The organism is Caulobacter sp. GW821-FHT12A07, from assembly GCF_058807655.1.
Genome location: NZ_JBXAQX010000003.1, coordinates 126,613 through 139,255 on the forward strand (window position 1 = coordinate 126,613; position 12,643 = coordinate 139,255).

General features: G+C 70.7%; 11 protein-coding genes. 8 read left to right on the forward strand and 3 right to left on the reverse strand.

Annotation, left to right across the window (positions count from 1 at the left end; all coding sequences use genetic code 11):
• Nucleotides 1–127 precede the first annotated feature (127 nt).
• Nucleotides 128–778: a GntR family transcriptional regulator gene (locus tag AC1RRS_RS07195; RefSeq protein WP_492854543.1), complete on the forward strand. Its 651-nt coding sequence runs from the start codon at nt 128–130 to the stop codon at nt 776–778.
• A 14-nt stretch (nt 779–792) separates the two neighbouring features.
• On the opposite strand, the gene AC1RRS_RS07200 is transcribed toward AC1RRS_RS07195, so the two are convergent.
• Entirely contained in the window at nt 793–2,034 is a 1,242-nt protein-coding gene (locus AC1RRS_RS07200) for a TetR family transcriptional regulator (RefSeq protein WP_492854544.1), read from the reverse strand.
• 159 nt (nt 2,035–2,193) lie between these two features.
• On the opposite strand from AC1RRS_RS07200, the gene AC1RRS_RS07205 reads away from it, so the two are divergent.
• The gene (locus AC1RRS_RS07205; RefSeq protein ID WP_492854545.1) at nt 2,194–4,497 is read left to right on the forward strand and encodes a TonB-dependent receptor; all 2,304 of its coding nucleotides are present in this window, start codon (nt 2,194–2,196) and stop codon (nt 4,495–4,497) included.
• A gap of 4 nt (nt 4,498–4,501) precedes the next feature.
• The gene (locus AC1RRS_RS07210) at nt 4,502–5,617 is read left to right on the forward strand and encodes a tyrosine-protein phosphatase (RefSeq protein WP_492854546.1); all 1,116 of its coding nucleotides are present in this window, start codon (nt 4,502–4,504) and stop codon (nt 5,615–5,617) included.
• Between the two features lie 81 nt (nt 5,618–5,698).
• Here AC1RRS_RS07210 and AC1RRS_RS07215 read toward each other — a convergent pair whose 3' ends face one another.
• Entirely contained in the window at nt 5,699–6,457 is a 759-nt protein-coding gene (locus AC1RRS_RS07215) for a thioesterase domain-containing protein (protein WP_492854547.1), read from the reverse strand.
• 116 nt (nt 6,458–6,573) lie between these two features.
• Nucleotides 6,574–6,807, reverse strand: coding sequence for a hypothetical protein (locus AC1RRS_RS07220; protein WP_492854548.1), 234 nt, complete (start codon nt 6,805–6,807; stop codon nt 6,574–6,576).
• 217 nt (nt 6,808–7,024) lie between these two features.
• Here AC1RRS_RS07220 and AC1RRS_RS07225 point away from each other — a divergent pair, with 217 nt between their 5' ends.
• The 5 genes from AC1RRS_RS07225 (at nt 7,025) to mprF (ending at nt 12,605) form a co-directional block, all read left to right on the forward strand.
• The gene (locus tag AC1RRS_RS07225) at nt 7,025–7,234 is read left to right on the forward strand and encodes a hypothetical protein (protein ID WP_492854549.1); all 210 of its coding nucleotides are present in this window, start codon (nt 7,025–7,027) and stop codon (nt 7,232–7,234) included.
• Nucleotides 7,235–7,283: 49 nt separating this feature from the next.
• Nucleotides 7,284–7,967, forward strand: a complete 684-nt coding sequence (locus tag AC1RRS_RS07230) for a response regulator transcription factor (protein ID WP_110117620.1) — start codon at nt 7,284–7,286, stop codon at nt 7,965–7,967.
• The gene (locus AC1RRS_RS07235) at nt 7,964–9,325 is read left to right on the forward strand and encodes a sensor histidine kinase (protein ID WP_492854550.1); all 1,362 of its coding nucleotides are present in this window, start codon (nt 7,964–7,966) and stop codon (nt 9,323–9,325) included. The genes AC1RRS_RS07230 and AC1RRS_RS07235 overlap by 4 nt, the downstream gene beginning before the upstream one ends.
• A gap of 93 nt (nt 9,326–9,418) precedes the next feature.
• Nucleotides 9,419–10,021, forward strand: a complete 603-nt coding sequence (locus tag AC1RRS_RS07240) for a DUF1003 domain-containing protein (protein WP_492854552.1) — start codon at nt 9,419–9,421, stop codon at nt 10,019–10,021.
• On the forward strand, nt 10,014–12,605 hold the full coding sequence (gene mprF, locus AC1RRS_RS07245) for a bifunctional lysylphosphatidylglycerol flippase/synthetase MprF (protein WP_492854553.1): 2,592 nt from the start codon (nt 10,014–10,016) through the stop codon (nt 12,603–12,605). The genes AC1RRS_RS07240 and mprF overlap by 8 nt, the downstream gene beginning before the upstream one ends.
• Nucleotides 12,606–12,643: the final 38 nt, after the last annotated feature.

A 12,643-nucleotide genomic window follows, 5' to 3' on the forward strand; every position in this document is an offset into this window, starting at 1 on the left:
TTGGCGAGCGTGAGCAGCCGCTTCCTGCCCGAGCCAGGTCAGTTGTTGGTCAGCTTAGAGTTTTATCTGATATACGATGAACGAAGCAGCGCCGCCGGTCGCGGCCTTGGAAGATACTCCGTTCATCATGAGCATTATTGTTCGCACGCTCTCAGAGCAGACCTACGAAGTCGTCCGCCTCAAGATCCTGATGGGCGACATGTCGCCGGGAACCGCCGTGCGCCAGGACGCCATCGCCGCTGAGCTCGGCGTCTCCAAGATCCCGTTGCGCGAGGCCCTGAGCCGGCTGGAGCAGGACGGCCTGCTCAGCTCCTACCCCAATCGCGGCTACGTCGTACGCGGCGTCTCGACCGAGGAAGCCAGCGAGGTCTTCGTCCTGCGCCTGAAGCTGGAGCCGGGCGCGGCCGCCAAGGCCGCCGTCAAGGCCGGCCCCGAAGATCATGAGCGAGCCGAAGCCGCGCTGACGGCCCTGGAGGCCGCGCTCGGCAGGCCGGACGGCGACCACGTCAGCCACAACCGCGCCTTCCACATGTCGCTGGTCCGCCCCGGCGGCCACATCACCAGCCAGTTGGTCGAACGCCTGCAGATCCTGTCGGAGCGCTATGTGCGCATCCACCTGGAGCCCTTCGGTCGCGACGAGCGCGCCAGCCGCGAGCATCGGGAAATTCTCGAGGCGTGGAAGGCCGGGGACGCCGCCAAGGTCGAGGCCCTGCTCGCCGAGCACATCCAGGGCACGCTCGACGACCTGCGCCAGCAACTGGCGCTCAAGCAGGGCTGAACCGCGCGCCGCCCCTAGCGCAGCCGCGCCAGGACCCAGTCGGCGAGCGCCTCGCGTCCGGCGGCGGGATCCTCGTCCCCCCGGCAGGCGAACCAGATGGCCGACAGCAGGCGTGAGGCGACGCCAGCGGCCAGCACCACCTCTTCGGCGGAACGCCCGGTGACCCGGCCAAGGGAGTCGCGCAGGGTGCCGCCGTGGGAGTAGCGGATCACCGCCCCCGCCCCGGCGAGATCGGCGCGGCGCAGGGCCGCCAGGAACAGCCGACGGCGGCGCAGGACCGGGCTGGCGGGGCGTTCGGCGCGGGCGTGGAAGGTCAGCACTTCGCGCAGTCGCTCCAGGGTCAGCACCTCGTCGATGTGGGGCGCAGCCTCCGCGGCCTCGACGGCCTCGGCCTCCATGGCAGCCACCTGGCCGCGGATCGCGCCGCCGACCAGGTCCTCGACCGTGCGGAAGTAGTGCGTCACCGCCCCCGTCGTCACGCCGGCTCGGGCGGCGACGGCTCGGTGCGTCAGCCCCGCCAGACCCTTTTCCTCCACGACCTCGGCGGCGGCGGCGGCGATGCGCATGGCCGACAGCGGCACCGAGCCGTGCGGGCGGGCCCCTGCCGCGCGCTCGGCCGCCAGCAGGGCTCCGGCCTCGGGCCGGGCGGGAGCGTCCAGCCAGACGGCGGCGAAGTGATCGACCATGTCGCGCAGCACCGCCCGCTCCAGGGCCGGCGACCAGGGCGACAGGTGATAGAGCGCCTCGGACTCGAAGAAGGCGTGCAAGGCCCGCCCGGCGATCGGCGGCAGATCGAGCGCCTGGGCCGTCTCGCGCCAGAAACCCGCCCAGGCCCGCGTCCAGTCCAGGCCCGCGCCCTCGGCGACGGCTTCCTGGTAGAGCAGCGCCAGGGGACGAGCCGGCCCCGTCCATTCGATCAGCATGTGCTCCAGCGCCCGCGCCGCGCCGTCGGGTCCGGGTGGAAGCATGGCGACTTCGCGCGCCCGCGCCGCCAGCCAGTCGCTCGCCTCCTGCGCCCCGAGGGCGAAGGCTGACGATAACAACTGTTCCATTCCGCCCAGGTTGTAGTTGATGGCGCTGGGCGAAACGCCGGCCGCCCCGGCCACGGCGCGGGCCGTCGCCGCGGCGATTCCATCCTGCGCCACGAGCCGCGCGGCGGCCTGGACCAAGCGCGAGGCACGATCGGCGCTCTCGCTTGAATCCCGCATTGATTGAGGTTCCAGCGCGAAGGTCGCGAATGGCGGCGATACGGTCATGCCCCATGATCCTCAGCCGCCCCTGTCGGTGCAAGCCTCGCGCTCACCGAACGGCGACCTTCACGAATACGATACATAACGTTCGTTCCAGTTTCATGGAGGCTGGCTACTCGCCCCGCATCGCAGACGCCGAGACGTCGCGCTTCAGGGGATAGAGACATGCGACAGACTTCCGACCGCGCCGCGCTGCGCGCCGCCCTTTTGGCGAGCGCCGCGGCCCTGGCCATCGCCGCCCAGGCGCGCGCCGCCGACCTGCCCGTCGCCGACACGGCCGCGGCTCCGGGCGGCGACTCCGCCGCCATCAGCCTCGACGAGGTCGTGGTCACCGCCCAGAAGCGCAAGACCAACCTGCAGGACACCCCGATCTCGATCTCGGCCATGGACGCCGAGGCCCTGAAGGCCCGTAACGTCCAATCGGTCGAGGACCTGGGCGACGGCTCGATCCCTTCGCTGCGCGTGGCCCCGTTCTTCTCGCGCAAGTCGGCCCTGACGATCGGCATGCGCGGCATCGGCGCCCTGGGCGACGCCAACCAGCCGGCCCGCGACCAGGCCGTCGGCGTCTACGTCAACGGCGTCTATATGGGCCGCGCCCAGGGCCTGGGCTCGGCGCTTTACGACGTCGAGCGCATCGAGGTTCTGAAGGGTCCGCAAGGCACGCTGTTCGGCCGTAACACCGAAGGCGGCGCGGTCAGCATCATCACCAAGGCCCCGACCGGCCAGTTCGGCATGAACACCACGCTCGGCTACGGCAACTACAACGCCTACAAGGCCGAGACCCACATCGACCTGCCAGAGATCCACGACGTCAGCATCAAGATCGACGCCCTGCTCAGCAAGCGCGACGGCACCGTCACCAACCCCACCACCTCGGGCCAGCCGGACTTCAACAGCTACGACAAGCGCGGCGTGAGCGTCGAAGCCCTGTGGCGTCCGAACGACAACTTCAGCGCCGACTACGCCTTCGACTCCTCGTACGACGGCTCGACGCCCTACTACGTGCAGCTGGAGAAGAAGGGCCTCTACGCCCTCGCCCCGATGCTGAAGACGCAGTCCGACCGCGCCGAAAGCGCCAATGTCGGCGTGCCCCTGCAAGTGAGCGACGGCGACACCTGGGGCCACCGCCTGAACCTGAACTGGAAGCTGGGCGACAACCTCGAACTGAAGTCGATCAGCTCGTACCGCAAGCTGCAGCAGAACCAGTTCGACAACGGCTCGGAGATGCTCTCGGTCTATTCGCCGGGCGGGACCTTCGCCCGCTACAGCGTCGCCCGCTTCTGGCAGGACCAGGCCAGCGAAGAGCTGCAATTGGTCGGCAAGACCGATCGCATCGACTACGTGTTCGGCGCCTTCTATTTCCGTGAGAACGTGCGCGACAACGCCCAGACGCCGAACTCCCTGCAGTGGAATTCGACCGGCACCGCCTACAGCTACCTGTCGCTGAACTTCGACACGATCTCGCTGGACCGGGCCAGCCACGCCAAGACCACCAGCTACGGCGCCTTCGGCCAGGCTTCGTGGACGCCGGCCGTGCTCGACGACCGCCTGCACGTCACCGCCGGCGGCCGCTTCACCACCGACAAGAAGAGCGGCACGCTCGACATCGTCAACGGCGCCCTGCCCAGCTACGTCAACGGCGCCGGGACGACGATCACCGGCATCATCCCGTTCGACGCCAAGTGGAACCACTTCGACCCTATGGTCAGCGTCGCCTTCGACGTGACGCCGGACGTCAACGTCTATGGTCGCTGGAGCACCGGCTACAAGGCCGGCGGCGCCAATTCGCGCTCGCTGACCTACCGCACCTTCGATCCCGAGAAGGTCAAGATGTTCGAGGTCGGCGCCAAGACCGAGTTCTGGGACAACCGCGCCCGCGTGAACGTCGCGGCCTATACCGGCGACATCACCGACGCCCAGGTCGACTTCAGCGTCACCATCCTCAACCAGAACCGCGGCACGCTGGAAACCACCAACGCCGCCAGCGCCACGACCAAGGGCCTCGAGCTGGACTTCGCCTTCAAGGTCACCGACGGCCTGACGCTGTCGGGCGGCTACGCCTACACCGACCTTAAGCTGTCGAAGGCCTACAACCCCTTCACCGACACGATGGCGACCATCTATCCGCTCTACAGCCCCAAGAACGCCGGCAGCCTGGCGGCCGACTACCGTCGCCCGTTCCTCGGCGCGACGCTGAAGGCCCACCTGGACGGCAACTGGTCCGACGGCCAGTACACCACCACCACCGACCCGACGCTCAGCGACAAGTCGTTCATCGTCAACGGCCGCCTGACCCTGGCCGACATCGCCATGGGCGACAACCAGCCCGACCTGCAGCTGTCGATCTGGTCGCGCAACCTGCTCGACGAGTCGCACGCCTTCATGCGCAACACCAACGTCGCCCTGGGCACCTACGCCATCTACAACGAGCCGCGCACCTTCGGCATCGAAGCCAACGTGAAGTTCTAAACCCATGAAAACTCAAAAGATCGACCGTCGCGGCTTCATGGCCGCGACGCTGGGCGGCGGTGCGATGGTCGCCGTCTCCCCCGCAGTCACCCTCGCCGCAGCCCCGCGCCTCGAGGCCCAGGCCGAGCGCGCCGGCCCGGACGCCCTGCGTCTTAGCTGGACCGGCGCGGCCGCCGCCTCGGTGTTCGCCTCCAGCGATCCCGACGCCAAGCGCGCCGCCATGCGCCCGGCCAAGGTCGCCGTCGCCGGCGGTTCGGCCGAGGTCGAGGCCCCCGTCTCGCCGCGTCCGTACTTCCTGGTCGCCGCCGCCGACGGCCGCGCCACCCGCGTGGCCGAGCGCCTGCTGCCGCTGCAAGGCGGCCGCAACTTCCGCGACCTGGGCGGCTGGTACGCCGCCGACGGCCGCCAGGTGAAGTGGGGCAAGCTCTATCGCTCGGGCGTGACCAGCGGCCTGACCGACGGCGACCTCGACTATCTGGGCAAGCTGGGCGTCTCGGTGATCTGCGACCTGCGAAACCCGCAGGAACGGGCGGCCGAGCCCAGCGCCTTCCTGAAGGTCGCCGGCGCCAAGGTCGCGGCCTTCGACTACGACATGAACGCCTCGATGAGCATGCTGGCGGGCCTGAAGACCCGCGACCAGGCCGTCGACGCCTTCGCCGCCGCCTATGTCGCCTTCCTCGACACCCTGCAGCCGCACTTCACCGACATGTTCGCCCGGCTCGTGGCCGGCGAGGCGCCGCTGGCGTTCAACTGCTCGGCGGGCAAGGACCGCACGGGCACGGCCGCGGCCCTGATCCTGTCGATCCTGGGCGTCCCGCGCGAGACGGTGCTGGCCGACTACGCCCTGACCCAGGTCTACACCCCGCCGTCGATGTACAAGGCGCAGATGGCCAAGGCCGGCGCCGGCGCGACCGGCGGCATGACGGTCGAGCAGATGAAGGCCTTCGCGGCCATGCCGCCCGAGGTGCTGGACGTGATCATGGGCTCGGATCCGGAAGTCATGCGCCGCGCCCTGGGCCAGATCGACGCCAAGTTCGGCGGCCCGACCGCCCTGGCCAAGGCCCGCTTCGGCCTGACCGACAGCGGCGTCGCCAAGCTGAAGGCGACCTATCTCGTCTAAGGCTGGTCGGGCCTTGGAAAGGGTGCCGCGCCGCCTCCTTCGGGAGCGGCGCGGCATTTCCTCCCGACCCTCTCGACCGCGCTATAGGGCGGCTCCGACGGAGCCGCCCAGCGCTAGGTCCAGCGCCCTGTCGAGTTCGCCCTTCCACGCCGCCGGCGGCATGAAGGAATGGCGCACGCCATTGGCGACGAACAGCCGCGCCGAGGGCGTCTGGGCCACGAACGCCTCGACCGCGCCGCCGGCGCAGCCGTGCTCCTTGCCGCCCTCGACCAGCCCCCAGCCGACCTTGAGATCGACGGGGCGGTAGACCCAGCCGGGCACGTATTTCATCCGGAAGCCCATGGTATGCCCCTCGGCGTCGCCGACGGGATTGACCGTGTTTTGGTCCGGGCAGAAGCCGGCGGTGACCAGGCCGGCCACATCGCCGGGCCGCGCCTGGGCGGCGGCCGCGTAGGCCAGGGTCGCCCCGGCCGAATAGCCGCCGAAATAGATGGGGCCCTCGGCGTGATAGCGGCGCGCCCCGTCGGCCGCGACGGCCTTCATCTCGCCGGCGAGATCATAGGGCGCCTTGCCCTTGGCCATGCGCGCCATGGTCGGATTGACGTCGAGGCCGAGCGCGAGAACGCCGCGCTGGGCCAGGGCCTCGACCATCCGGCCGCTGGCCTCCCAGGGCTTCCAGCCACCGTCGCCCGACAGCACCACTGCCACGCCCCGCGGCGCTCCGGCGGGCGCGAAGACGTGAACAGCGCCGAGGTCCGCATAGGGATAGCTCGCCGTCTCGGCGGGAACGGACGCCGAGAGCGCGGCGGCTGCGGCCATGGCGACGACGGGAAGGGACATTCGGCTTGCTCCGAGGCTGGAACAGGGAAAGGCCGCGACGCTGGGGGGACGGAGCGCCGCGGCCTCTTGGGGACGGGTTTCGGGTTTTTAGTGTCTGGAACGGAGGGGCGCGGCGATCAGGCCGGCTTGGCGTGGCGCATGGCGTGAGCCTTCTTCTTGGCGGCGGTCTTGTGCACGGCCGGCTTGGCGGTCTTCGCGGCCTTGGCGGGGGTGGCGACCTTGGTCACGGTCTTGGCCGGCTTGGCGGTCGCCGGGGCCGAGGCCGGGGCGACCGCGGCGCTGGCCGAGGCGGCGACGGCCAGGCCGGCGGTCGAGAGGACGGCGGCGGCGAGGATGGCGCGGATGGTCACGATGATCTCTCCTAGGGCTGTCTTGCGGCGGGAAGCGCCGATGGAGATCACCCTGAAGCCGCGCCCTGACGCGTTGCGCTCACCAACCTTACAACGGCGCCAGGAACCGCCCCCGAACCTTACAAATCTGCGAGACGGGCGCCGTAAACCCGCAAGGGCGGTAAGGCTTTATGATCTCGCGCCGACGCTCACGGGCGCGGCCCAGGAACGCCCAGCCATGCCCCCTCGCCCACTGCCGATCGCCACACTGCTCATCGTCAGCCTGTGCGCCTCGACGCCGGCCCTGGCCTCCGCCCTCCCGCGCAAAACGCCGCCCTCCCGCACCGAGATCGCCAAGCGCGCCGCCTGCGAGAAGGTCTGGGCCGCCCAGAAGGTTCGCCACGGCGCGCGCCAGGCCTTCGTCGCCGCCTGCGTCGCCAAGGGCTAGCTCCTCGCGACGACGCGAGGCACTCTGACCTGTCGCCCAAGGAGTATCGATGAGCCGACGGATCCTGGTGGTCGAGGACGACGCCGACACCGCCGAATACATCCTCAAGGGCCTGCGCGAGGCGGGCTTCACCGCCGAGCACGTCGCCGACGGCCGCGACGGCCTCTACATGGCCAGCAGTTCCGACTTCGACGCCGTGGTCATGGACCGGATGCTGCCGGGCATGGACGGACTGTCGGTGACCAAGGCCGTGCGCGCGGCCGGCGTGCAGACCCCGATCCTGATCCTCAGCGCCCTGGCCCACCTGGACGAGCGGGTCACCGGCCTGCGCGCCGGCGCCGACGACTACCTGACCAAGCCCTTCGGTTTCGCCGAGCTGGCCGCGCGGCTGGAGAACCTGATGCGCCGCGGCGGCGCCAAGCCGGTCGAGACCAGCCTGGCCTGCGGCGACTTGACGCTCGACCTGCTGTCGCGGCGCGTGACCCGGGCCGGCCGGACGCTGGAACTGCTGCCGCGCGAGCTGAAGCTGCTTGAATACTTCCTGCGCCACCGCGACCGGGTGGTGACCCGCACCATGCTGCTGGAGGAGGTGTGGGACTATCGCTTCGACCCGCACACCAGCCTGATCGACACCCACATCAGCCGCCTGCGCAAGAAGATCGACGAAGGCTTCGACAAGCCCCTGCTGCACACCGTGCGCGGCTCGGGCTATCGCCTGTCGGAAGCGCCTTGAGCCGGCCCCGCCCCGTGCGCGGCGCCAGGCCCGCGACCCTGGCCCTGGTGGTGGCCGGCGCCGTCGCCCTGGCGTTGGCCATCGGCCTCTTCATCGTCGGCTTCGCCGGCGAGCGGCTGATCGAGCGTCGCCAGCATCTGGTCGCCGAGACGGCGCGCGACTACTTCGTCGCCTTCGCCCACGAGGACGGCCTGGCGGCCATGGCCCGCGCCCTGGACCGGCGCACGCGCAGCGAGGGCGGGGCCTTCGACTACGCCGCCTTCGACAACGACGGACGGCGGGTCGGCGGCGCCAGCCTGCTGACCGCCGAGCAGTTGCCGGCGCCGGGCTACAGCGTCCGCGAGATCGGCGACGCCGACTACGAGATCCTCGTCCAACCGATGTCGGTGGGCGGCACGCTGGTGATCTACGAAAACCTCACCGACCGCCGCGCCTTCCACTGGGCGATCGTCACCGCCGTCGGCGCGACCCTGCTGATCAGCCTGGTCATCGTCGCCGGCGCGGCCCTGTTCCTGGGCCGCCTGCTGATGCGCCGGGCCGAGGGCATCGCCCGCGCGGCCGAGGACATCGCCGGCGGGGACCTCGCCGCCCGCGCGCCGATCGCCGGGGCGGGCGACGTCTTCGACGACCTGGCGGTCGCCATCAACGCCATGCTGACGCGGATCGAGGAGCTGATGACCGGCATGCGCACGGTCACCGACAGCCTGTCGCACGACCTGCGCTCGCCGCTGACCCGTCTGCGAGGGGCGCTCAATCGCGCCCTGGACGAAGACCTCGCCCAGGCCGACCGCCTGGCGCTGATCGCCGAGGCCGAAGCTGAGTGCGACCAGGTGCTGGCCACCTTCAGCGCCCTGCTCGACATCGCCCGGGCGGAGTCGGGCCTGTCGCGCGACCTGATGGCGCCGCTCGACCTGGCCGAACTGGTGCGCGACATCGGCGACCTCTTCGAGCCGGTGATCGAGGACGCCGGCCAGGCCCTGGTCGTGACCGCCCCGGACGTCTCCGTTCCGTTCGTCGGCCACGAGCTGATCCTGCGCCAGGCCCTGGGCAACCTGCTGCACAACGCCGCCCGCTACGCCGGCGACGGCGCCCGCGTCGCCCTGTCGCTGGATACCGGAGAGGACGACGGCCCGCGCCTCGTCGTCGCCGACACCGGACCCGGCGTGCCAGCGGCCCAGCGCGGCCGGGTGCTGGAACGGTTCGTGCGGCTGGACGAAACCCGCTCAACGCCCGGCTCTGGCCTGGGCCTGGCCATCGCCGCGGCCTGCGCCAAGCTGCATGGCGGCCGCCTTACCCTGGGCGACAATCGTCCCGGCCTGCGCGTGGTGCTCGACCTGCCCGCCGCCGCGATCGACTGAACCTCACAGAAAATCCAGGTTCGCGCCAAGTCCCGGTGAGACGCCGGCGCGATCAAGCCCCTCGTCGTCAACGACAGCAGAGGGGCCAAGACCATGCGCGACGCCATCCAGAAACTCGACGCCGAAGCCCGTCGCCTGCTGGGCCACGGCTTTCGCGAACTGGAATCCGAGGAACGCCGGGTGATCCTGCAGATCGTCCGGCGCGCCGCCATCGCTCGCAACATCGCCGACGAGACGGATGAAGCCATGTCGTTCGGTCAGCGTCTGGCCGACCGCGTGGCCGAGATCGGCGGCTCCTGGGGCTTCATTATCAGCTTCGCCTTCTTCCTGGTCCTGTGGGCCGGGCTGAACGCGGGCGTCCTGCCGCGCCTGGGCCTGCGCCCGTTCGACCCCTACCCCTTCATCTTCCTCAACCTGATCCTGTCGATGATCGCGGCCGTCCAGGCGCCGATCATCATGATGAGCCAGAACCGTCAGGCCTCGAAGGACCGCGCCGCCGCCGAGCACGACTACGAGGTCAATCTGAAGTCCGAGCTCGAGATCATGGCCCTGCACGAAAAGCTCGACGCCCTGCGCACGCGCGAACTGGCCGACATGACCGCCCACCTGATCGTGCTCGGCCAGCAGACCGCCGAGGCCGCCCGCCGGGCTGAAACCGCCGCCGAAGAGATCGTCGCGGAGGTCGCCGGTGTCTGACGTCGCGCGAACCGGCTTTACCCCGGAGACGAAAGCCGCTCCCCTGCCCGTCATGGGCGTGGACACTCTGAAGACGATCCTTTCGCGACTGCTGCCGATCGCCCTGCTGGCGACGGCGGCCTTCGTGCTCTGGCGTGAGCTTCATCACCTGTCGCCGGCCGAGATCGGTCGCGAGATGCACGACTGGGGCGCGGCACGGCTGGCCATGGCCGGCGGGCTGGTCGCGCTCAGCTACAGCCTCCTGGCGGTCAACGAGCAGCTGGGGCTGCGCTGGGCCGGCGCCAAGGTGCCGCTGCGCGTGGGCCTGCCCGGCTCGTTCATCGCCTACGCCTTCGCCAACAGCATCGGCCTGACCCCGATCGTGGCGGGAGCGGTGCGCGCCCGGCTCTACGGCCGGCACGGCGCGGACGTCGGCAAGGTGGCGCGCACCACGCTCTATTGCGCCGTCTCCTTCGCCCTGGGCCTCTCCAGCCTCGCGGGGGTCAGCCTGCTGACCGCGCCGGCGGCGACCTTCGCGGTGCTGCATCTGCATCCGGGTCTGGCGCATGCGGTCGGCGTGCTGCTGCTGAGCTTTCCCATCGCCTATCTCGTCGCCTGCGCGACCCAGCGCGGTCCGCTGCGGATCTTCGGCCGCGCCTTCACCTTGCCGCCGCTGACCTGGGGTCTGGCCCAGATGGTCATCGGCGTGGCGGACAACATCGCGACCTCGGCCCTGGTCTGGCTGCTAGTCGGCGACGCCGCGCCGCCCTTCCCCGCCTTCGCCAGCGCTTACGCGGTCTCGACCGCGGCGGGCCTGTTCTCTGGCCTGCCCGGCGGCGTCGGCGTGTTCGAGGGCGCGATGCTGGCCCTGCTGCCCAACCTCGACCGCGCGGCCCTGACCGCCGCCTTCGTCGGCTATCGCCTGTTCTACTACATCGTCCCGCTGCTGGCGGCCGCCGGCCTGCTGCTGAGCCTGGAGTCCGGCGCGCGCGGCGCGGGCCTGGCCGTTCGCCGGGCCTGGCGGGCGACGGGCCCCACCGCCATCGCCGCCGTCTCCTTCGTGCTGGGTGGCGCGCTGGTGCTGATCGCCGTCGGGCGCATCCCGACCGACCGCCTGGGCCTGCTGAAATTGGTCGTGCCGCTGATCGTGGTCGAGACCAGCCACCTGATCTCGCTGGCCAGCGGCCTGGCGCTGATGGTGCTGTCGCTGGGCCTGTTCCGACGGCTGCAGACCGCAAGGCTGGCGGCCATGCCGGTGGCCCTGCTCGCGGCCTCGACCGCCCTGCTGCGGGGCCTCGACTTCGCGCCGGCCTGCGTGGCGCTCGCCCTGGCCGCGGCCCTGTTCGCGTCCGGACGACTGTTCACCCGACGCGGCGCGATCGAACGCGACGCCCTGGCGCCGTGGTTGGCGACCGGCGTGCTGGCGGTGTTCGTCGGCTCGATCGCCCTGGGGGCCTGGATCTACGAGCGCGCGCCATTCGAGACCCGGCTGCTGACCCACTTCGGCTATCACGCCGACCACGCCCGCTTCATGCGCAGCATCGCCTTCCTGGGGGCGCTGATCTTCGCCGGCGGCATCTGGCGGCTGGCGCGCCTGCCGCACGCCGAGGCCCGGCCGGCGCCGCGCGAGGCGCTGGAGGCGATCCGCCCGCTGGTCTCGGCCTCGCCCGACACCACCGCCCGCCTGGCCCTGACCGGCGACAAGGCGATCCTCGCCGCCGAGGACGGCTCGGCCTTCCTGATGTACGGCGCCGAGGGCGCGAGCCTGATCATGCTCGGCGATCCCGTGGGCGACCGCGAGGCCGGCAAGGCCCTGCTCTGGAAGTTCCGCGAACTGGCCGATCGCCAGGACGCGCGGCCGGTCGCCTATCACGCCAGCGGCGAGCGCATCACCGACTATCTCGACCTGGGTCTCTCGGCCATCAAGCTGGGCGAAGAGGCCCGCGTGCCCCTGGCCGACTTCGAGCTGGCCGGCGGGGCTCGCCGCAACCTGCGCCAGAGCTACGCGCGCGGCCAGCGCGAGGGCCTGAGCTTCGAGGTCGTCCAGCCGCCGATCGCCGACGACCTGCTGGCGCGCCTGCGGATGGTGTCGGACGCCTGGCTGCTCGACCATGGCGGACGCGAGAAGGGCTTCTCGCTGGGCCGCTTCGACCCCGCGGTGCTCCGCCACGATCCGATCGCGCTGGTTCGGCAGGGAGACGAGATCGTCGCCTTCGCCAACATCTGGACCGGCGGAGAGACCGAAGCCTCCATCGACCTGATGCGCCACTTTGCCGATGCGCCGCGCGGCGTCATGGACTTCCTGTTCGTCGAGTTGATCCTGTGGGCCAAGGCCCGGGGGTTCGCCTGGTTCAACCTCGGCATGGCCCCGCTGTCGGGCCTGGTCGATCATCGCCTCGCGCCCTTCTGGCACAAGGTCGGCCGCCAGATCGCCCGTCGCGGCGGCGCCTACTACGGCTTCGAGGGGCTACGGGCGTTCAAGAGCAAGTTCGATCCGGTCTGGACGCCGCGCTACCTGGCCGCCCCGCCGTCGGGCCTGGCCCCCGCCCTGATCGACGCCACCCGTCTGATCGGCCGCGAACCGCCCACCCTCACAAATCCGTAAGGTCGGCGGCAGGGAGAAGACAGCCGGGCCTGGGACAA

What these genes read in the sequence shown, in the direction of transcription:
- AC1RRS_RS07195 (WP_492854543.1), top strand. Translation starts at nt 128, where the DNA reads ATGAGCATTATTGTTCGCACGCTCTCAGAGCAGACCTACGAAGTCGTC.
- AC1RRS_RS07200 (WP_492854544.1), bottom strand. Translation starts at nt 2,034, where the DNA reads ATGACCGTATCGCCGCCATTCGCGACCTTCGCGCTGGAACCTCAATCA.
- AC1RRS_RS07205 (WP_492854545.1), top strand. Translation starts at nt 2,194, where the DNA reads ATGCGACAGACTTCCGACCGCGCCGCGCTGCGCGCCGCCCTTTTGGCG.
- AC1RRS_RS07210 (WP_492854546.1), top strand. Translation starts at nt 4,502, where the DNA reads ATGAAAACTCAAAAGATCGACCGTCGCGGCTTCATGGCCGCGACGCTG.
- AC1RRS_RS07215 (WP_492854547.1), bottom strand. Translation starts at nt 6,457, where the DNA reads ATGTCCCTTCCCGTCGTCGCCATGGCCGCAGCCGCCGCGCTCTCGGCG.
- AC1RRS_RS07225 (WP_492854549.1), top strand. Translation starts at nt 7,025, where the DNA reads ATGCCCCCTCGCCCACTGCCGATCGCCACACTGCTCATCGTCAGCCTG.
- AC1RRS_RS07230 (WP_110117620.1), top strand. Translation starts at nt 7,284, where the DNA reads ATGAGCCGACGGATCCTGGTGGTCGAGGACGACGCCGACACCGCCGAA.
- AC1RRS_RS07240 (WP_492854552.1), top strand. Translation starts at nt 9,419, where the DNA reads ATGCGCGACGCCATCCAGAAACTCGACGCCGAAGCCCGTCGCCTGCTG.